General features: G+C 49.4%; 19 protein-coding genes. 8 read left to right on the top strand and 11 right to left on the bottom strand.

Going from position 1 to position 20,931, the window contains the following annotated elements; all coding sequences use genetic code 11:
• Positions 1–39: 39 nt before the first annotated feature.
• The 3 genes from ACTHRE_RS08750 to ACTHRE_RS08740 all read right to left on the bottom strand — a co-directional run bounded on the left by ACTHRE_RS08750 (position 40) and on the right by ACTHRE_RS08740 (position 3,439).
• Entirely contained in the window at positions 40–975 is a 936-nt protein-coding gene (locus ACTHRE_RS08750; RefSeq protein WP_440344996.1) for a dihydroorotate oxidase, read from the bottom strand.
• 225 nt (positions 976–1,200) lie between these two features.
• Complete coding sequence (locus ACTHRE_RS08745) at positions 1,201–2,382, bottom strand: aspartate aminotransferase family protein (protein ID WP_377072704.1); 1,182 nt, start codon at positions 2,380–2,382, stop codon at positions 1,201–1,203.
• A gap of 112 nt (positions 2,383–2,494) precedes the next feature.
• Positions 2,495–3,439 carry a class I SAM-dependent methyltransferase gene (locus ACTHRE_RS08740; RefSeq protein WP_377072706.1) on the bottom strand — a complete coding sequence of 315 codons (945 nt, stop codon included), beginning with the start codon at positions 3,437–3,439 and terminating at the stop codon, positions 2,495–2,497.
• Between the two features lie 336 nt (positions 3,440–3,775).
• On the opposite strand from ACTHRE_RS08740, the gene ACTHRE_RS08735 reads away from it, so the two are divergent.
• On the top strand, positions 3,776–5,185 hold the full coding sequence (locus tag ACTHRE_RS08735) for a DEAD/DEAH box helicase (protein ID WP_440344997.1): 1,410 nt from the start codon (positions 3,776–3,778) through the stop codon (positions 5,183–5,185).
• Positions 5,186–5,313: 128 nt separating this feature from the next.
• On the opposite strand, the gene leuB is transcribed toward ACTHRE_RS08735, so the two are convergent.
• The 7 genes from leuB to leuC all read right to left on the bottom strand — a co-directional run bounded on the left by leuB (position 5,314) and on the right by leuC (position 10,795).
• Positions 5,314–6,384 carry a 3-isopropylmalate dehydrogenase gene (gene leuB / locus ACTHRE_RS08730; protein ID WP_070814173.1) on the bottom strand — a complete coding sequence of 357 codons (1,071 nt, stop codon included), beginning with the start codon at positions 6,382–6,384 and terminating at the stop codon, positions 5,314–5,316.
• Between the two features lie 66 nt (positions 6,385–6,450).
• Positions 6,451–7,314 (bottom strand): DUF1444 family protein, encoded by an 864-nt coding sequence (locus ACTHRE_RS08725; RefSeq protein WP_070814172.1) that lies wholly within the window; start codon positions 7,312–7,314, stop codon positions 6,451–6,453.
• 38 nt (positions 7,315–7,352) lie between these two features.
• Complete coding sequence (locus ACTHRE_RS08720; protein ID WP_004520346.1) at positions 7,353–7,814, bottom strand: YhcH/YjgK/YiaL family protein; 462 nt, start codon at positions 7,812–7,814, stop codon at positions 7,353–7,355.
• A 64-nt stretch (positions 7,815–7,878) separates the two neighbouring features.
• The gene (gene leuD / locus ACTHRE_RS08715; protein ID WP_440344998.1) at positions 7,879–8,520 is read right to left on the bottom strand and encodes a 3-isopropylmalate dehydratase small subunit; all 642 of its coding nucleotides are present in this window, start codon (positions 8,518–8,520) and stop codon (positions 7,879–7,881) included.
• Between the two features lie 45 nt (positions 8,521–8,565).
• Positions 8,566–8,931: a VOC family protein gene (locus ACTHRE_RS08710; RefSeq protein WP_049331002.1), complete on the bottom strand. Its 366-nt coding sequence runs from the start codon at positions 8,929–8,931 to the stop codon at positions 8,566–8,568.
• A 103-nt stretch (positions 8,932–9,034) separates the two neighbouring features.
• Complete coding sequence (locus tag ACTHRE_RS08705; protein WP_070644808.1) at positions 9,035–9,256, bottom strand: hypothetical protein; 222 nt, start codon at positions 9,254–9,256, stop codon at positions 9,035–9,037.
• Between the two features lie 129 nt (positions 9,257–9,385).
• Positions 9,386–10,795: a 3-isopropylmalate dehydratase large subunit gene (gene leuC / locus ACTHRE_RS08700; RefSeq protein WP_377072717.1), complete on the bottom strand. Its 1,410-nt coding sequence runs from the start codon at positions 10,793–10,795 to the stop codon at positions 9,386–9,388.
• Positions 10,796–11,059: 264 nt separating this feature from the next.
• Here leuC and gshA point away from each other — a divergent pair, with 264 nt between their 5' ends.
• The 7 genes from gshA to ACTHRE_RS08665 all read left to right on the top strand — a co-directional run bounded on the left by gshA (position 11,060) and on the right by ACTHRE_RS08665 (position 20,477).
• Positions 11,060–12,418 (top strand): glutamate--cysteine ligase, encoded by a 1,359-nt coding sequence (gshA, locus tag ACTHRE_RS08695; RefSeq protein ID WP_070644804.1) that lies wholly within the window; start codon positions 11,060–11,062, stop codon positions 12,416–12,418.
• A 102-nt stretch (positions 12,419–12,520) separates the two neighbouring features.
• Positions 12,521–13,591, top strand: a complete 1,071-nt coding sequence (gene corA, locus ACTHRE_RS08690) for a magnesium/cobalt transporter CorA (protein WP_070644802.1) — start codon at positions 12,521–12,523, stop codon at positions 13,589–13,591.
• A 117-nt stretch (positions 13,592–13,708) separates the two neighbouring features.
• Positions 13,709–14,191, top strand: coding sequence for an acyl-CoA thioesterase (locus tag ACTHRE_RS08685; RefSeq protein WP_070644800.1), 483 nt, complete (start codon positions 13,709–13,711; stop codon positions 14,189–14,191).
• A gap of 127 nt (positions 14,192–14,318) precedes the next feature.
• On the top strand, positions 14,319–17,090 hold the full coding sequence (gene gyrA / locus ACTHRE_RS08680; protein ID WP_377072722.1) for a DNA gyrase subunit A: 2,772 nt from the start codon (positions 14,319–14,321) through the stop codon (positions 17,088–17,090).
• 64 nt (positions 17,091–17,154) lie between these two features.
• Positions 17,155–18,996, top strand: a complete 1,842-nt coding sequence (gene uvrC, locus ACTHRE_RS08675; protein ID WP_107769045.1) for an excinuclease ABC subunit UvrC — start codon at positions 17,155–17,157, stop codon at positions 18,994–18,996.
• Positions 18,997–19,023: 27 nt separating this feature from the next.
• A complete protein-coding gene (aroD, locus tag ACTHRE_RS08670; protein WP_377072724.1) occupies positions 19,024–19,773 on the top strand; it encodes a type I 3-dehydroquinate dehydratase in 750 nt (249 codons plus the stop codon).
• Between the two features lie 134 nt (positions 19,774–19,907).
• The gene (locus ACTHRE_RS08665; protein WP_063067856.1) at positions 19,908–20,477 is read left to right on the top strand and encodes an acetate uptake transporter; all 570 of its coding nucleotides are present in this window, start codon (positions 19,908–19,910) and stop codon (positions 20,475–20,477) included.
• A gap of 77 nt (positions 20,478–20,554) precedes the next feature.
• Here ACTHRE_RS08665 and yfaE read toward each other — a convergent pair whose 3' ends face one another.
• Complete coding sequence (gene yfaE / locus ACTHRE_RS08660; RefSeq protein ID WP_003686421.1) at positions 20,555–20,854, bottom strand: class I ribonucleotide reductase maintenance protein YfaE; 300 nt, start codon at positions 20,852–20,854, stop codon at positions 20,555–20,557.
• Positions 20,855–20,931: the final 77 nt, after the last annotated feature.

Here is a 20,931-nt window from a genome sequence, read left to right as displayed (position 1 = left end):
AAATTTTCAGACGGCCTTGGGCGTTTTTTAGAGTAAACCCTATTCAAAATATTTCAATTTGCCTTTGAAGTCTTCTATTTTTTCATAACCTTTTTGCGCCATGATGGCTGTTAATTCAAGGGAAACCCGTTCAAAAATGTCTACGCCTTGCTGGTGTAGCGCCGTGCCGATCTGTACCATGCTTGCGCCGCACAAGATGTGTTCAAACGCATCGCGGCCGCTGTAAACGCCGCCCGTTCCAATGACTTGAATAGACGGATCCAGTCTTTGATAGAATGAGTGGACATTGGCGAGCGCAGTCGGTTTGATGTATTGACCGCCTATGCCGCCGAAGCCGTTTTTCGGGCGGATTACGACGGATTCGTCTTCGATATACATGCCGTTGCCGATGGAGTTGACACAGTTGACGAATTTTAGGGGATAGCGGTTGAACACTTTCGCCGCTTGATCGAAATGGGCAATATCAAAATATGGCGGTAATTTGATGCCCAAGGGCTTGTCGAAGTAGGTAAAGGCATTATCCAAAATCATCTCGGTTGTTTCAAAGTCGTAGGCAATTTGCGGTTTGCCGGCGACGTTTGGGCAGGATAGGTTGAGTTCGGTAATGCCGTTGAACCCGCTGTTTTGCACCTTTTCCAACAGGATATGTGTTTCGCCGGGCGACAGGCCGACCAGTGATAGGAAAAATGTCCGTTCCGGCTCAGATTCTTGAAGGGTAAGCAGGTAATCCAGATAGTAATCAATGCCTTGATTCGGCAAACCCATCGAATTGATGCTGCCGAGAGGCACGTCCCGATAACGCGGCTCGGGGTTGCCTTGACGAGGGGTAAGCGTTGCGGTCTTGGTAATGAAAGTGCCTGCCGAAGACTGTCTGACCGCTTCCAATTCCTCAACGGTCATACACGACACACCAGCCGCATTCATCAGGCAGTTGTCAAAAGAAAAACCGGCGATTTGGGTTTTCAACGATACCATCTCCTGCTCCTTTTCTTCGTAAAATCAAATTGTTTGCCAAGCGTAACACGAAGAGGCAGTACGATTTTTAACAAACATCAAATGACAAAACATGTAGGCGGATGTTGTTTTCAATATTAAAAAAAGGCCGTCTGAAAAACTCAAACGGTCTTTCAGACGGCCTTCACTATATGGCATTAATAGAACCAAAAGCTGTCGGCTGATTTGGATATTGGGTTTTAAAAATCAGGCCAACCATTCGTCCAAGGCCGCTTCAAAACGTTTCAAGCCTTCGGCCATGTCTTCATCGTTCAGCAGCAGGCTAGGGGCGAAGCGCACCACATTGGCGCCGGCAACCAGTACCATCAGGCCGTGTTTCAAAGCGGCGGCGGTAATTTCCGATGCCTTGCCTGCGTATTCGTCTGCCAACACGCAGCCAAGCAGCAAGCCCATGCCGCGGACTTCTTTAAATATGCCGGTCTTTTCGCCTATTTCACGCAAGGCCGTCTGAAGTTTTTGGCCTTGTTGTTCAACGTGTGCCAATGTTTCGGGCGCATTGATGATGTCAAATGCACGGCTGCCGACCGCGCACGCCATCGGATTGCCGCCGAAGGTCGAGCCATGCGTTCCAGGGCCGAAGGTTGGAGCGATTTTATCGGTGGTCAGTATCGCGCCAATCGGGAAACCGCCACCCAAGGCTTTAGCGGAGCTGAGGATATTGGGTGTCACGCCGTAATGCTCGTAGGCAAACAGTTTGCCTGTATGGCCCATGCCGGTTTGCACTTCGTCCAAAATGAGCAAGGCGCCGTGTTTGTCGCACAAACGGCGTGCGGCTTGCAGATATTCTTGGGTGGCAGGCAGGATGCCGCTTTCGCCTTGAATCGGCTCGATAATCACGGCGCAGGTTTTATCGCTGATGGTCGCTTCCAATATGGCAATATCATTGAAGGGAACGTGGGTAATGCCGGCCGGCAGCGGCGCGTAGTCTTTGCTGTATTTGGGCTGGCCGCCGACGGATACGGTAAACAGGGTGCGGCCGTGGAAGCTGTTGAGGCAGGAGATGATTTCGGTTTTGTGTTCGCCAAAATGATCGCGGCCGTATTTGCGCGCCAGTTTCAGCGCGGCTTCATTGGCTTCCGCGCCGGAATTGCAGAAAAACACTTTGTCGGCAAAGGTGTTTTCGACCAATTTTTTGGCCAATTCTTGCGCCGGTTGGGTAGTATAGATATTAGAAATGTGCCAAAGTTTTTGCGACTGTTCAGCCAAGGCGGCGACCAAATCAGGATGGCAATGGCCCAGCGCGTTCACAGCAATACCGCCTGACAAGTCAATGTATTCTCGTCCTTCAGTATCCCAAACTCGGCTGCCGAGCGCACGTTCCGGAATCATGGGGGCGAATGAGAAATTGGGTGTCAGGTAGTTTTGCATTTTCTTTTCCTTTTGATATTGTCAACAATTTCTTGAATTATGCGCCTATTGATTAAGAGATTCAATATGGCAATCAGGCCGTCTGAAAACTGGCTTTCAGACGGCCTGATGCTTATTTATGCTTGATTTCCCAGCATTGATGGATTTTTTTGTTGCGGAAATCGTCGGGAACAGACTGCTTGGAAATGTCTTTGACTGCGTATTGTTCCGCGACCGAATCGTCCAACACAAAGCTGCGCAGGTTGTTGGAGAAATACAGAATGCCGTCTGAAGCGAGCAGGCTCATTGCGCCGTCAATCAGCTTTTTATGGTCGCGCTGGATATCGAGGATGTCGAGCATCTTTTTGCTGTTGGAAAAGCTGGGCGGATCCATGACGATCAGGTCGAACTTTTTGCCTTCGTCTGCGGCATTTTGCAGGTATTGGAACACATCGGCGCGGACGATTTTGTGTTGTTCGGGGTCGATGCCGTTGAGTTCGAAATTGCGTTTTGCCCACTCGAGATAAGTGTTCGATAAATCGACGGTTTCGCTGGATACCGCGCCGCCGGTTGCGGCGTAGACGGTAAAGCTGCCTGTGTAGGAAAACAGGTTGAGGAAGCGTTTGCCAGCTGCGGTTTCGCCGACTTTTTTGCGCGTGTTGCGGTGGTCAAGGAAAAGGCCGGTGTCGAGGTATTTGTCGAGGTTGACCCAAAACTTGCGGCCGTTTTCAGTAATGACGAAATCATCGCCGGTTTTGCCGGTTTTCTCGTATTGCTGCAAACCTTTTTGACGTTCGCGGCGTTTGAGGTGGATTTGTTCGGGCGCAAAGCCGGTCACAAAACCGATGGCTTCCAATACATCGGCAAGCCATGCTTCGTATTCTTCGGGCTGCATCAGCCAGCCGGTATCGTATTCCTGAAGATGAATTTGGTCGCCGTAAACATCGATGGCAAAGGGAAATTGGGGAATATCGCGGTCGTAAATGCGCCAGGCTTCGATATTGTTGCGTTTGGCCCATTTCATAAGATGTTTGATGTTTTTGCCCAAGCGGTTGGCAAAGGGGGTAATGTCAGTCATGGTTTCAGACGGCCTGAATAAGTATTGGGAAGGGGTTGGATTTTAACGCACTTGATGTCTTTTTGCTTGACTGTTATCCATAAAATCTATATTATTCGCCGTTCGCCTTTTGATACGAAGCCATCGTCATCCAACCTAAACCGCCGTTTCGGGCGCGTTTCTTTTATTGCTTGCATATTTGCAAAGTCTTTTCTGTGCAGGTTGTCGTCGATGTTAACCACAAGCAAGATGCTTGCGACAACCCTGTAACTTCACATTTCCCGTATCGTTACTTTCCTTTGCTTCAGGTCGTCTGAAATTGTTCAGGCGTGCGTGTTGTTGTCTCTTAGGATAGATATGTCTATTAAATTTGCCGATTTGAACCTTGATAAAAACATTTTGTCTGCCGTAAGCAGCGAGGGTTATGAAAGCCCGACCCCGATTCAAGCGCAAGCGATTCCGTTTGCTTTGGACGGCCGTGACATTATGGCTTCGGCACAAACCGGTTCAGGCAAAACCGCAGCCTTCCTGCTGCCGACTTTGCAAAAACTGACCAAGCGCAGCGAAAAACCGGGCAAAGGCCCGCGCGCTTTGGTATTGACCCCGACCCGCGAACTGGCGGCTCAGGTAGAAAAAAATGCACTGGCGTATGCTAAAAATATGCGTTGGTTCCGTACTGTCAGCATTGTCGGCGGTGCATCTTTCGGCTACCAAACCCGTGCTTTGAGCAAACCGGTTGACCTGATTGTCGCCACTCCGGGCCGTCTGATGGACTTGATGCAGAGCGGTAAAGTTGATTTTGAACGTTTGGAAGTGCTGATTCTGGACGAAGCCGACCGTATGCTGGACATGGGCTTTATCGACGACATCGAAACCATCGTTGAAGCAACGCCGAGCGACCGTCAGACTTTGTTGTTCTCCGCCACTTGGGACGGTGCGGTGGGCAAACTGGCGCGCAAATTGACCAAAGACCCTGAAACCATCGAAGTTGAGCGTGTGGATGATCAAGGCAAAATCGAAGAGCAGCTGTTGTACTGCGACGATATGCGCCATAAAAACCGCCTGCTCGACCACATCTTGCGCGATGCCAATATCGACCAATGCGTAATTTTCACGTCCACCAAAGCCATGACCGAAGTCATCGCGGATGAGTTGTACGAAAAAGGTTTTGCCGCCAACTGCCTGCACGGCGATATGCCGCAAGGCTGGCGTAACCGCACGTTGATGGACTTGCGCAAAGGCCGCTGCAAAATTTTGGTTGCCACCGACGTTGCCGCACGCGGTATCGACGTACCGACCATTACCCACGTTATCAACTACGACTTGCCGAAACAGGCTGAAGACTACGTTCACCGCATCGGCCGTACCGGTCGCGCTGGCCGTACTGGTATTGCGATTACTTTTGCCGAAGTAAACGAATACGTCAAAGTACACAAAATCGAAAAATACATCGGCCGCAAATTGCCTGAGCTGACCATCGAAGGCATGGAGCCGACACGCAAACGCAAATCTGCCGGTGGCAAACCGAAAGGCAAAGGCGGCTGGGGCGATCGTAAATCCAGCGGTTGGCGCGGCGATAAGAAACCGGCTAAAGAAGGCTTTAGCGGCAAATCACGCGGCGAAGGCCATAAAAAAGACGGTTTCAAAAAAGATGGCTTTAAGAAAGACGGTTTCAAGAAGTCTGACGGTTTCAAAAAAGGCGGCGAAGGCTTTAAAGGCAAACGTAAGTCTAACGACGGCTTTGGCGGCAAACATAAAAAAGGTTGATTGCTTCAATCTTAAGGCCGTCTGAAATAAGACGAAAGGGCGTGTGAAGACACGCCCTTTTTTATGGTTTCGAGTTTTCGCATATAAAAAAGCGTGGGATTGGTCCCACGCTTTTTTCAGACGGCCTCTTACAAAGCGGCCAATACGGCATCGCCCATTTCTGAGCAGGAGACCAGTTTGGTACCTTCTTCGTAAATGTCGCCGGTACGCAAGCCTTGTTGCAGTACTTTTTGTACGGCGTTTTCAACTTGTTGCGCGCGGGCTTCGTCGTTCAGGCTGTAACGCAGCAACATGGCGAGGGACAAAACGGTCGCCAGAGGATTGGCTTTGTTTTGACCGGCAATGTCTGGAGCGGAGCCGTGAGAAGGTTCGTACAGGCCTTTGCCGTTTTCGTCCAAAGAAGCGGAAGGGAGCATACCGATGGAGCCGGTCAGCATGGAGGCTTCGTCAGAGAGGATGTCGCCGAAGATGTTGCCGGTAGCAATCACGTCAAATTGTTTAGGCGCGCGTACCAACTGCATGGCGGCGTTGTCCACGTACATATGGGAAAGCTCGACATCAGGGTATTGTTTGCCGATTTCTTCAAAGACTTCGCGCCACAGTTCGGTGGTTTCCAAAACGTTGGCTTTGCCTACGGAGCAGACTTTTTTGCTGCGTTTTTGGGCGGATTGGAAGGCAACGTGGGCAATACGGCGGATTTCGCTTTCACTGTATTTCATGGTGTTGTAGCCTTCGCGTTCGCCGTTTTCCAGAACACGGATGCCGCGCGGTTCGCCAAAGTAAATATCGCCGGTCAGTTCACGTACGATAAGGATGTCGAGACCGGCTACGATTTCCGGTTTCAGAGTGGAAGCGTTGGCCAGCTCGGGATAAAGGATGGCAGGGCGCAAATTGGCAAAAAGATTCAAGTCTTTACGGATAGCTAATAAGCCGCGCTCAGGACGCAACGGACGGTCGAGATTGTCGTATTGAGGAGAACCGACTGCACCAAGCAGAACCGCATCGGCTTTACGGCAAAGGTTTTGCGTGAATTCTGGATAAGGATGGCCGTATTCGTCATAGGCTTCGCCGCCCAAAGGCGCATATTCGTAGCTGACATCCAAACCTTGTTCGATAAGTTTGTCGAGTACACGGACGGTTTCTGCAACGATTTCAGGGCCGATGCCGTCGCCGCGCAAGATAGCGATATGTTTGGTCATTTCGGGTTTCCTTATGGGAAGGTTTAAAGTAAAGGGCAGGTCGCCTGTTTTTCAGACGGCCTTAAATCAATTTGCTCTGAAAACGCTGATTGTACCATTATGGTACTGGTAAAGCTGGGTAGAAATCGCGTAGGCAGAATCTTCAAATGCCTGCAGGGCGATATTCGCCATCGCCTGCAAAGCCTCTTCATCGGATGGGCTGCAAACGAGCAGGGCATTGCGTGCCGGGACTGCAAAAACGGGATTGGCCGGCAGCATAGGATCGTCTTTAAGTACTTCGTCCAAAAGCAAAATCAGGGAAGCATCATAGTCGTTGTCCAAATGGATTTGGGTCAATGACCAACCTTCGGCATGATGAATTTGGACACGTCCATTCATCCGTTGGCGCAAATTATCCATGGCGGTACGATACAAGGCGTCTTCATCTTCAATACCGGCCTCTTGCATATGCTCACGATTGAGCGTATGCATGGATTCTTCCGTATCCACCATATAAAGCAACATGATATCGCCCGCAATCGGTTTATATACCAGGTAATCGGCAGGTTCGTCTTCGTCCGTATTTGTAATCAGTCTGACGTTTTCCAGATAAATTGTATTTTTAATCGTCGGAAGAATTTGTTGTGCTGAAACACTGGCATCAGCGTCTTGAATCTTATCGATAACCGCTAAATTGGCAGCAACAATAGCTTCCAAGGCCTCGGGATTTTGCAGATAACTTGTGTAATGGTTGCTCAAATATGTGCTGAACGATGCTTCATCGTCTTCGGAAAACTGGACAATAATAGGCGAAGAAGCAATGTTTTCGCCCCAGTCGATTTTCGCCTCAAGATCCAATTCTTCTTGGATGCGACGGGCAAAGTATTCGACAAATTCCTGCCAAGTCATTAATTTAGGTTTAGAGCGGAACAACCTGCTGAAAAAAGACATATTGTGTCCTGAATAAGGAAGTAAGGCCGTCTGGAAAGTTATAGGCGTTCGGTTTCAACACGGATTTTAAAAACAACTTTGCGTATGTTTGCCCTGTCGCCGACCAATGGGGCATGCGCATCATTCGGGAAAAATAGTGCAAATTCGCCGGGCTCCAAGGTCAGCCAAGTTTCCGGCTCGCAGTCGAAAAACTCAATATCGCGCTTTTCGTTGTAGCCCAAACCGTTTTTCAGACGGCCTCTGTCTATCCAGCCATACGTTTCGCTGCCATCAATCGGCGTTTGAATATCAATGTGTTTTAAGTGCGCTTCAGGCTTAGCTTCGCCTTGAGTCCTCATCGGCTCGCTGCCGATAAAAATACGGATATTGGGATTTTCGCACGGCACTTGACCGTCCGGCAGATTGGCAAAATCTAGGGTCTGCAACAGATGGAAGGCCTCTGCAAAGTCGGGATGCAGGGCAGCATAGCGGGTGGCATTGCTTATGGTGTCGGTAATCATAATATATTTGTGTAGATTAAAGGCCGTCTGAAACGCTTAAATTTTTCAGACGGCCTTTGGTATATCAACCGTTAAACAGCCAAGGCTGGCTTTGGCGGCGTTTTTCTTCGAAATCGCGGATTTCGTCGGCGTGTTGAAGGGTCAGGCCGATTTCGTCCAAGCCGTTTAAGAGGCAGTGTTTGCGGTGTTCGGTAATGTCGAATGTGAATGTTTCGCCTCTAGGAGTGGTCAGGGTTTGCTCGGCAAGGTCGATGGAGAGTTGATAGCCTTCGTTGGCTTCAACTTCTTTGAAAAGCTGGTCAACCTGTTCTTCGGTCAAAACGATGGGTAAAAGGCCGTTTTTGTAGCAGTTGTTGAAGAAGATGTCGGCAAAGCTGGGGGCGATGATGGCGCGGAAGCCGTAGTCGTCCAATGCCCAAGGGGCGTGTTCGCGCGAGGAGCCGCAGCCGAAGTTTTTACGCGTTAACAGGATTTGTGCGCCTTGATAGCGTGGCTGGTTCAGGGAGAAATCCGGATTCAACGGGCGTTTGCTGTTGTCCATGCCCGGCTCGCCGTGGTCGAGGTAACGCCATTCATCAAAGGCATTGGGGCCGAAGCCGCTTCGTTTGATGGATTTTAAAAATTGTTTGGGGATGATGGCGTCGGTATCGACGTTGCTGCGGTCGAGCGGAGCGACGATGGCAGTGATTTTGGTAAAGGCTTTCATGTTAGATTCTTATAGTAATAATGGGAAATTTTATGGCTATTCGGGTTAGCGTGTGCTGTGCAAACCGATTCGGTTGCCTTCTGTATCTTCGATAAATGCTGCAAAGCCGTTGGCAATGCGGAATTTCTCTTGTAACAGTTTGCCGCCTGCTGCAACGGCTTTTTCTGCTGTTTCGGCACAATCCGGGCAATTGAAGAAAATGGTTGTACCGCCGTGGCCGGGTTGGGCGTTGCTGTCGTGCCAAATCATGCCGGCCGTACCGTGTTGGGTGTAATCGGCCGGAAAAATGATGAAACGGAATCCGTTACCGCCAACGTCTTGCAGAGGTTTGCCGAATACGGATTCGTAAAAGGCTTTGGCGCGATCCAGATCATGAGCGTGAATACCAAACCAGCTTGACGGATTGCTCATTGTTTCTTCCTTTGCTTGGAATCGTGAAAATGTCTGAAAAATTAATAATGTATCAGGCCGTCTGAAACGGAGTTAGGAGCTTCAGACGGCCTGATTTACCGAATTATTCGGTAGCGGCTTCGATTTTTTCTCCAACATGGCTCATGCCGCGGCCTACTGCATTGCCGCCTTTTTTAACGGCTTCGCCAGTTTTGTCGGCAACGTGTTCTGCGGTTTCTTTGGTTTTGTCCCAATTGCGGCTGGTATCGTCTTTTGCGCCGGACCAAGTGCTGGAACAAGCTGACAGAATAAGGGCTGCGGCAGCCAATGCAAACAGTTTTTTCATACTAGATTCCTTTCAAGTTATCAATGATTAAGAAGGTTTTCGGACGTTTTGCGCAATATAATAAGAAAACTTGTTTGAGCAAGGTATTGTTTCAGACGGCCTGATCAATAAAGGCCGTCTGAAAATATTTTAAGCCATAGTGCGGATGTCGGTAAAGTGGCCGGTAACCGCGGCTGCGGCTGCCATGGCAGGGCTGACGAGGTGGGTGCGTCCGCCGTTGCCTTGACGGCCTTCAAAGTTACGGTTGGAAGTGGAGGCGCAACGTTGTCCCGAGGTCAGGCGGTCGGCATTCATGGCGAGGCACATTGAGCAACCAGGCTCGCGCCATTCAAAACCGGCTTCGATAAATACTTTGTGCAAGCCTTCTTTTTCGGCCTGTTCTTTAACCAAACCTGAGCCGGGAACAATCAATACGCGTTGTACATTGTCCGCTTTTTTGCGGCCTTTGGCGATGGCGGCGGCTTCGCGCAAATCTTCGATGCGGCTGTTGGTGCAAGAACCGATAAAGACGATATCGACAGGGATTTCGTTTAATGGCGTACCGACTTCCAAGCCCATGTATTCAAGGGCGCGTTCCATGCCGCTGCGTTTGACCGGATCGGTTTCTTCGGCAGGATTAGGCACTTTGCCGCTGATGTCCAAAACCATTTCAGGCGAGGTGCCCCAAGTTACTTGAGGCTCGATGTCTTCGGCTTTGAAGTGGTATTCTTTATCGAATACGGCGCCTTCGTCAGACACCAGCGTGCGCCAGTATTCGACGGCTTTGTCCCACGCTTCGCCTTTAGGTGCGAAAGGTTTGCCTTTTACATAGTCGATGGTGGTTTGGTCAACGGCAACCATGCCTGAGCGCGCACCGGCTTCGATCGCCATATTGCACAAGGTCATGCGGCCTTCCATAGAAAGGCTGCGGATGGCTTCGCCGCCAAACTCGATGGCGTAGCCTGTACCGCCGGCCGTGCCGATTTGGCCGATGATATAAAGTGCCACGTCTTTGGCGGTAACGCCGGGTTTCAGACGGCCTTCAACGGCAATCAGCATGGATTTGGATTTTTTTGCGGTAATACATTGGGTTGCCATGGTGTGTTCGACTTCGGAAGTGCCGATACCGTGCGCCAATGCGCCGAATGCGCCGTGAGTAGAAGTGTGCGAGTCGCCGCAGACAACGGTCATGCCGGGCAGGGTAGCGCCTTGTTCCGGGCCCATAACGTGTACGATGCCTTGGCCTTTATCCATGAACGGGAAGTAGGCGAGTGCGCCAAACTCTTTAATGTTTTTGTCCAAAGTGTCGACTTGCAGTTTGGAAATCGGATCTTGGATACCTTTGTCCCAGTCGCCTGTCGGGGTGTTGTGGTCGGCTGTGGAGACTACGCTGTCAATACGCCAGAGTTTGCGGCCGGCCATTTTCAAGCCTTCAAATGCTTGCGGGCTGGTTACTTCGTGAACCAGGTGTCGGTCGATGTAAAGCAGGACAGTGCCGTCTTCTTCTTCGCGGACGACGTGGCTGTTCCAAAGTTTATCGTAAAGGGTTTGTGCGCTCATGATGAGTATTCTTTGCTATTGGTAGGTATGAATGATGGTTTGCGTTTATGGGCGGATTTTAGGCTTTTTATAGGGGCTGCGCAATAGGAATTTGTCCAATTTTTAAAATTTGTTGCAAAGTTTCAAAAACACTTGTCAAAAATTAGACAAATTGTAGAATTGTTGACAAAAAGATGCATCTTATCTGAAAGAATACTTGTCGAAATGCACTAAAAAGTTCTATCATTCTCACTCAACATCCACACTTACCAAGAGGTATAAAGAATGAAATTACCGGTAATGGCTCCTGAGCATCTGACTCAATTACGGGAATTTGAGAAAAAAGTCCTTGCCAATCATGCCAAAATCGAAGCATGGTTCCGTTCGCATTGGAACGAACACCGTCCACCATTTTATGGTTCGGTTGACATCCGTAATGCCGGTTACAAAATTTCATCTATCGATATGAACCTGTTTCCGGGCGGCTTCAATAATTTGAATCCCAACTTTATCCCGCTGGCGGCGGTTGCCGCGCAAGATGCGGTACAGCGTGCCTGTGAAACGGCAAAATCCGTATTGATTATTCCTGAAAACCACACACGCAACACATTCTATCTGCAAAACGTTTACGCACTCAGCGAGATTTTGCGTTCGGCAGGATACGAAGTGCGCTTGGGCAGTTTGAATCCTGAAGTGACTGAGCCAACCGAGTTTGAAACCGCGTTGGGCGACAAAATTTTGCTTGAGCCTTTATTGCGTACCCGTGAGCGTGTACATCTCGCAGACGGTTTCTCGCCTTGCGTTGTTTTGTTGAACAATGACTTGTCTGCGGGTGTTCCTGAAATCCTTAAAGACATCAGTCAAACCGTATTGCCTCCATTGCACGGCGGCTGGACGACTCGCCGTAAAACCGAACATTTCGGCGCGTACAACCAAGTTGCAGCCGACTTTGCCAAGTTGATTGACATCGACGAATGGCAAATCAATCCTTATTTTGAAAAAATCAGTGGTTTGGACTTCCAAGAGCGTGAAGGTGAGGATGCGTTAGCGGAAGCAGTAGAACGTGTGCTGGCGAAAATTCAAGCCAAATACGACGAGTTGGGCATTACCGACCAGCCTTTCGTTATTGTGAAAGCCGACGCAGGTACTTATGGCATGGGCGTAATGAGCGTTAAATCTGCAGATGAAGTACGCGGATTGAACCGTAAAAACCGCAATAAAATGGCGAAAGTCAAAGAAGGTTTGGAAGTCAGCGAAGTCATTGTCCAAGAAGGTATTTATACCTACGAAACCATGGATGGCGCCGTGTGCGAACCCGTTGTGTATATGATGGACCGTTTCGTAATCGGCGGTTTCTTCCGTGTACACGAAGGCCGTGGCGTGGACGAAAACCTCAACGCCGGCGGTATGGTATTTGTCCCGCTGTCCAACAGCATCCCCACCGGCAGCGGCGACAATTCCCAAGAAGCCCCCGAAGCCTGCAAGCGCGTATTTGAACAATGGGACTCGCTCGGCATGCCACGCTCTGAAAAAGACTGTGATGTGGACAACGAACACAACCGCCTCTACGTTTACGGCGTAATGGCGCGCCTGTCCTTGCTTGCCGCTGCATTGGAGTTGGAGAAAACCGCGCCCCAAGCCTAATAAAGCGTTGATCGATATTGTCAGGCCGTCTGAAAATTAGTTTTCAGACGGCCTTTTCTGTCTGTACAATTCATTCTAACTAAAAAAACATGATTTATTTTTATGAGCAAACCAGCCAATCCAGTTGAAATAACCGACAATCTGCAAGACCAAACCATGAAGCGCAGCAATACCGACAATGCGCCGCGTTCTGCTATCCATCAAACCTTGTATTCCGCCGATACCTTTGCTCAGCATGATTATCTTGCCGGAAAAAACTTGCCCGATATTGTCCGTCCGCAAGAAGGCCAAATCAACTGGCTACATTTTGTCGGTATCAATGATGTTGCCTTGCTCAAGCACGCGCTTGAGCCTTATGGCATTCATGAGCTGGTTATTGAAGATATTCTCAGTCGTAAGCAGCGTCCGAAAATTGAAGATTACGGCAACTATGTTTTTACTGCCGCACAGGTTTACCACTATACCTCTACGGGCAAACTCCATTCTGACCAAGTGTATGTGATTATCGGCAAAGATTTTGTGTTGTCTTTCCAACAAAAACCGCTGGGCTTATTCAGCCATCTTCGCCGGCAGATGCACGAGAATCCGCACAATATTTTGAACAAAAATACAGCGTTTCTTGCTTATTGCCTGCTCGACCGTATTGTGGACGACTATTTCATTGTTTTGGAGTCGTACAACAACCGTGTCGAAGTAATAGACAAGTCGCTGTTTAAAAATGAAAACAGCGATATTCTCAGTAAGATTCACCGACTCAAACGCGATGCCGTCCGTCTGCGGCGCACACTTTTGCCATTGCGCGATGTGTTCTACCAACTGGCCGTACGCGGCGATTTTGCCATTTTCAAAGGCGAATCGACCGTCTATCTGCGCGATGTGTACGACCACAATATGCAGCTTATCGAATCGCTTGATGCCTCGCGTGATATGGTGTTGAGCATGATGGACATTTATCTTTCCTTCCAATCCAACCGCATGAACCAGCAAATGCGCGTGTTGACGGTTATCACCATCATCTTTATGCCGCTGACCGTCATCACCGGTATCTACGGCATGAACTTCGACAATATGCCCGAGCTGCATTGGCATTACGGCTATTTCATGGTTTTGGGTGTGATGCTGTGCATCATCATCGGACTGCTGATTTTCTTTTCGCGTAGAAAATGGTTATGATCAGGTGTGGTAGATTGAATTTTTCCACTCAAAAACGGTAGAATCAAAATTCCTACAAAACATGCCGTCTGAAATACTAGGCGGCCTTAAAAACAAACCACTTCAAGAGGCCAAACTATGGAACAAGCACGCCAACTTCCTTCTCACGAACTCATTATGTCCGAGCTGATGATGCCGGATACGGCAAATTTCAGCGGCAACGTCCACGGTGGCGAATTATTGCGCTTGCTCGACCAAGTCGCTTATTCCTGTGCCAGCCGATACAGCGGCAACTACTGCGTTACCTTGTCTGTCGATAAAGTTTTGTTTAAAGAGCCTATCCATGTCGGCGAACTGGTAACCTTTTACGCCAGCATTAACTACACCGGCCGCACTTCTATGGAAGTCGGCATCCGTGTAGAAGCGCAAAACATCCGCACCGGTGAAGTGCGCCATACCAACAGCTGCTACTTCACCATGGTTGCCGTAGAAGACGGCAAGCCGGTTGCCGTGCCACCTTTGGAAATCAATACATCGCGCCAACGTTGCCGTTATGAAAAGGCTAAAAAGCGCAAAGCATTGAGCTTGCAGGCTTCCGATGAAGATTCTGGCTGCAACTAAATTAAATTTATTAAATAATGAAGGCCGTCTGAAATCCTGTTTCAGACGGCCTTCACGCAAAAGCCATAAACCGCTTGTTTTGTGGTAGAATCAACAAGATTTTTGCCATACGAAATTACAGATAATCATGACCGACGCAACCATCCGCAACGACCATAAATTTGCACTTGAAACCCTGCCTGTCAGCCTTGAAGACGAAATGCGCAAGAGCTACCTCGATTACGCCATGAGCGTGATTGTGGGACGAGCCCTGCCGGATGTCCGCGACGGTCTCAAGCCGGTACACCGTCGCGTGTTGTACGCGATGCACGAGTTGAAAAATAACTGGAATTCCGCCTATAAAAAATCGGCGCGTATCGTCGGCGACGTCATCGGTAAATACCACCCTCACGGCGATACAGCCGTTTACGACACAATCGTCCGCATGGCACAAGACTTCTCCATGCGTTATGTACTGATCGATGGTCAGGGCAACTTCGGTTCTGTCGACGGCTTGGCCGCAGCAGCCATGCGTTATACCGAAATCCGCATGGAAAAAATTTCCCATGAAATGCTGGCGGATATTGAAGAAGAAACCGTTAATTTCGGCCCCAACTATGACGGCAGCGAACATGAGCCGCTGGTGTTGCCGACCCGTTTCCCAGCATTGTTGGTAAACGGTTCGTCCGGTATTGCCGTCGGTATGGCAACCAATATCCCGCCGCACAATTTGGGCGATACCATCAATGCCTGCCTGCGCTTGTTGGATGAGCCTGAAACTGAAATCGATGAGCTGATCAACATTATCCAAGCGCCCGATTTCCCAACCGGCGCAACTATTTACGGCTTAAGCGGCGTTCGCGAAGGCTATAAAACCGGCCGCGGTCGTGTAGTGATGCGCGGTAAAACCCATATTGAGCCTATTGGTAAAAATGGCGAACGCGAAGCCATCGTTATCGATGAAATCCCATATCAAGTAAACAAAGCCAAGCTGGTTGAGAAAATCGGTGAGTTGGTACGCGAAAAAACGTTGGAAGGCGTATCCGACCTGCGCGACGAGTCCGACAAATCCGGTATGCGTGTCGTGATCGAATTGAAACGCAATGAAAATGCCGAAGTCGTTTTGAACCAACTCTACAAACTGACCCAGCTGCAAGACAGCTTCGGTATCAACATGGTGGCCTTGGTTGACGGCCAGCCGCGCTTGCTGAATCTGAAACAAATCCTGTCCGAATTCCTGCGCCATCGTCGCGAAGTCGTTACCCGTCGTACCTTGTTCCGCCTGAAAAAAGCGCGTCATGAAGGCCATATTGCCGAAGGTAAAGCAGTTGCCTTGTCCAATATCGACGAAATCATCCGTCTGATTAAAGAATCTGCCAATGCGCCGGAAGCCAAAGAAAAACTGCTGTCCCGCCCATGGCGCAGCAGCTTGGTTGAAGACATGCTCAGCCGCACGGATTTAGACCTGCACATGATGCGCCCTGAAGGCTTGCCAGAGAATTTGGGCCTGCACAGCCAAGGCTATTACCTGAGCGAATTGCAAGCCGATGCCATCCTGCGCATGAGCCTGCGTAACCTGACCGGCCTCGATCAGGAAGAAATTGTCGGCGAATATAAAAACCTGATGAGTAAAATCATTGATTTTGTGGATATTCTTTCCAAGCCTGAGCGCGTTACCCAAATCATCCGCGAAGAATTGGCAGACATTAAAGCCAACTTCGGCGATGAACGCCGCAGCGAAATCAATCCGTTTGGCGGTGATATTGCCGATGAAGACCTGATTCCGCAACGCGAAATGGTCGTTACCCTGACTCATGGCGGCTATATCAAAACCCAGCCGACAACCGATTATCAGGCGCAACGTCGCGGCGGCCGCGGCAAACAGGCAGCGGCAACCAAAGACGAAGACTTTATCGAAACCCTGTTTGTTGCCAACACGCATGATTATTTGATGTGCTTCACCAATTTGGGCAAGTGCCATTGGATTAAAGTGTACAAACTGCCGGAAGGTGGCCGAAACAGCCGTGGTCGTCCGATCAACAACGTCATCCAATTGGAAGAGGGCGAAAAAGTCAGCGCGATTTTGGCTGTTCGCGAGTTTCCCGAAGACCAATACGTCTTCTTCGCCACCGCACAAGGCATGGTGAAAAAAGTCCAGCTGTCTGCGTTTAAAAACGTCCGCAGCCAAGGCATCAAAGCCATCGCGCTTAAAGAAGGCGATTACTTGGTCGGCGCAGCGCAAACAGGCGGTGCGGACGACATTATGTTATTCTCCAACTTGGGCAAAGCCATCCGCTTTAACGAATATTGGGAAAAATCGGGTAACGATGAAGCAGAAGATATCGATATCGAAACCGAAAACGAAGATTCAGACGGCCTGGATGATGAAAATGCCGAAAACGCATTGCCAAGCGGCAAACACGGTGTCCGTCCGTCCGGTCGCGGCAGCGGAGGTTTACGCGGTATGCGTCTGCCGGCCGATGGCAAGATTGTCAGCCTGATTACCTTCGCCCCTGAGGCCGAGCAAAGCGACTTGCAAGTATTGACTGCTACCGCCAACGGCTATGGCAAACGTACCCCGATTGCCGATTACAGCCGTAAAAACAAAGGCGGCCAAGGCAATATCGCCATCAATACCGGCGAGCGCAACGGCGATTTGGTTGCCGCGACTTTGGTTAGCGAAACCGACGACCTGATGCTGATTACCAGCGGCGGCGTCCTGATTCGTACCAAAGTTGAGCAAATTCGCGAGACCGGCCGGGCTGCTGCCGGTGTCCGCCTGATTAATCTGGATGAAGGCGAAACCTTGGTCAGCTTGGAACGCGTGGCCGAAGAGGCCGAAGATGAAGCTGCTCTGGAAAGCGATGCAGCTGAAAACCAAGTGGTAAAAGCTGAAGATACTCCGTCTCAAGAATCTTAAACGTCAATGAATAAGGCCGTCTGAAAAGTTTTCAGACGGCCTGCTTATTCCAAAAGAAAATCCCGTGAGCGCAACCGAACCGTTCGATTTACCTCTTTTTCTGAAAAATCTGCCCAATCTGCCGGGCGTGTACCGTTTTTTTGACGAAGACAACAATGTTTTGTATGTCGGCAAAGCGGTCAATCTCAAGCGGCGCGTTTCCAGCTATTTCCAAAAAAACGATCATTCGCCGCGCATCGCATTGATGGTAAAACAGGTTCACCATATCGAAACCACCATCACACGTTCCGAAGCTGAAGCGCTGATTCTTGAAAACAACTTCATCAAAGCCTTGTCGCCGAAATACAATATTCTTTTCCGCGATGACAAAAGCTATCCTTATTTGATGCTCAGCGGCCATCAATATCCGCAAATGGCGTATTACCGCGGCACGCTGAAAAAGCCCAATCAATATTTCGGCCCGTATCCGAACAGCAACGCCGTGCGTGACAGCATTCAAGTATTGCAAAAAGTCTTTATGCTACGTACCTGCGAAGACAGTGTATTCGAGCATCGCGACCGTCCTTGTCTGCTGTACCAAATCAAACGCTGTACCGCGCCTTGTGTCGGTCACATCAGCGAAGAAGATTATCGTGACAGCGTGCGTGAAGCTGCGACTTTCCTTAATGGCAAAACCGACGAATTGACGCGCACCTTGCAACACAAAATGCAAACTGCCGCCGCGAATCTGCAATTTGAAGAAGCCGCCCGTTACCGCGATCAAATTCAAGCGCTCGGCATCATGCAGAGTAATCAGTTTATCGACAGTAAAAATCCGAACAATCCAAACGACATCGATTTGCTTGCGCTGGCAGTTTCAGACGGCCTGGTCTGCATACACTGGGTCAGCATCCGCGGTGGGCGGCACGTAGGCGACAAAAGCTTTTTCCCCGACACCAAAAACGATCCCGAGCCAAACGGACAAGATTACGCTGAAGCCTTCGTCGCCCAACACTATCTGGGCAAAAGCAAACCCGACATCATCATCAGTAACTTTCCCGTTCCCGATGCGCTGAAAGAGGCTTTGGAAGGCGAACACGGCAAGCAGATGCAATTTGTCACCAAGACCATAGGCGAACGCAAAGTCTGGTTGAAAATGGCGGAACAAAACGCACAAATGGCGATTGCTCAACGCCGCCTGCAACAAAGCAGCCAGCAGCACCGTATTGATGAACTGGCCAAAATCCTCGGCATGGATTCAGACAGCCTCAACCGCCTTGAGTGTTTCGATATCAGCCACACGCAAGGCGAGGCCACTATTGCGTCCTGCGTTGTGTACGATGAGCAAAGCATCCAGCCTTCGCAATACCGCCGCTACAACATCACGACCGCCAAGCCCGGCGACGACTACGCCGCCATGCGCGAAGTGTTGACGCGCCGCTACGGCAAAATGCAGGAAGCCGAAGCCAACGGAGAAAGTGTCAAATGGCCGGATGCCGTGTTGATTGACGGCGGCAAAGGGCAAATCGGCGTAGCCGTATCAGTATGGGAAGAACTCGGGCTGCACATTCCTTTGGTCGGTATCGCCAAAGGCCCCGAGCGCAAAGCTGGTATGGAAGAACTCATACTGCCTTTTACCGGCGAAGTCTTCCGCCTGCCGCCCAACAGCCCGGCTTTGCATTTATTGCAAACCGTACGCGATGAGTCGCACCGCTTTGCGATTACAGGCCACCGCAAAAAACGCGACAAAGCACGCGTTACTTCCTCACTCAGCGAAATCCCCGGTATCGGTAGCAAACGCCGTCAAGCATTGCTTACCCGATTCGGCGGTCTGCGCGGCGTGATTGCGGCCAGCCGCGAGGACTTGGAAAAAGTGGAAGGCATCAGCAAAGCCTTGGCAGAAACCATTTATGAGCATCTGCACTGATTGGCTTGAAGAGCAAAAAGGAACAATATGAAACCTGTCATCATCAAAAATATCGAGATCGGCAAAGGCCTGCCTAAAATTGCCGTACCGCTGGTGGCCGCCAATACGCAGGAATTGGAGCAGGCTTTGCGCGTATTGAAAGAGACGGCTTTTGACATTATTGAATTTCGTGCAGATTTTTTTCAAGCTGCGCTTGATGCCGATTTTATTACCGAACAATTAGGCATTGTCCGACAGGCTTTTCCTGACAAGCCCTTACTGTTTACGTTTAGAAGGGCGCAAGAGGGCGGCAATACGCCTTGTTCTGACGACTATTATTTTGAATTATTGGAAAAAATCATCCGTTCCAAACAAGCCGATATTATCGACATCGAGCTTTTTGCCGAGAAAAGCGGCGTAAAACAAACCATTGCTTTGGCGCATGAGTATCAAACTGTTGTCTTACTTTGCAATCACGATTTCCAAGCCACGCCGTCTTTGGCAGACATTACAGGCCGTCTGAAAATAATGGCCGAGTGGGGCGCGGATATCTGCAAAATTGCCGTTATGCCGCAATCGCCGCAAGATGTATTGACCTTATTACAGGCAACATATGATGTTTCACAAATTATCAATCGCCCGATTATTACTATGTCTATGGGTAAAATCGGAGCCGTCAGTCGTCTGGCCGGCTCGGCTTTCGGCTCAGCCGTAACCTTTGGTGCTGCAGGAAAAACGTCGGCTCCCGGCCAAATTGATGCCAACGGATTAAGGAAAATCTTGGCAATTTTGGGATAGTTTAATTATTAATATTCAAGGCCGTCTGAAAAATATTTTTCAGACGGCCTGATTTTTTTAAATTTATTTCTTTTAATTTTAAATAAAATAGGTAACAATAGGCTTCCTATTTCAATAACTAGAGGAGAAATAAAATGACTACTACTAAAGAAAACCTGGCGAATCCAGGTCCAGTAGGCCTGTGTGGCTTTGCATTGACAACTTGGTTACTCAGTCTGATTAACGGCGGCTTTTTTACTGCTCAAGAGGGTGTCGGCTTAGTTTTGGGCATGGCTCTCGCCTTTGGTGGTATCGCCCAAGTTATTGCCGGTATGTTTGAGTTCAAGAAAGGCAATACGTTTGGCTTTACCGCTTTTATCAGCTATGGCGCATTCTGGTGGACATGGGCTTTGTTTACCATCTTTTTCAAAGGTGAAACAGCTCCGGCATTTATCGGCTGGTATCTTTGCGCATGGGGTATGTTTTCGCTGATGATGTTTGTGGCCACCTTGACCAAACCTAAAGTATTGAGCGGTATTTTCTTTTGCTTGACACTGACTTTCTTTGCACTGGGTATTGGCGATGGCATGGAAAATCATAGCATCGTCCATATCGGCGGTTGCTTAGGCTTGGTAACTGCACTCGGTGCGTTCTACTTGGCAGCGGCAGAGGTCATCAACGAATCTTTCGGCCGTACTGTTTTGCCGGTTGGCGAGCGTAAATAAGCTTAACCATACAAAATGCCGTCTGAACGGTGGAAATGAAATCAAAGATTTCGGCCACAATGTTCAGACGGCATTTTTTATTTGTCTTCAAATAAATCGACATCAAATAAATCCGGCTCTTTGATGCGCTCCCGACAATCAAGCTTGATGTCTTCAGTAACTCGGCAGCAGCACGGCAAAATTTCTCCGGGCGCGACAAAAGCGAGCGGAAAATTATCATAAGAGACTTTTCCATCCAAGATTTTAACCCGGCATGAACCGCAATAACCGCTGCGACATTGGTATTCAACTTCGTGTCCAGTGCGCTCCAAGCCCTCCAATAAGGTTTCGCCTTGTTGGAGTTGGAAGGTTTTGTCGTGTGTGCTAATGAGTGCCATATGATTTGTTTGGATTGGAAAGGCCGTCTGAAACGGTGTAAAGACGAAATCAAAGATTTCAGCCACACCGTTCAGAC

This window comes from Neisseria sp. P0001.S007 (genome assembly GCF_051963655.1).
GTDB classification, from domain to species: Bacteria; Pseudomonadota; Gammaproteobacteria; order Burkholderiales; family Neisseriaceae; genus Neisseria; species Neisseria subflava_A.
The sequence above is the reverse complement of the archived record's forward strand: the minus strand, read 5'-3'. Positions and strand labels throughout refer to the sequence as shown.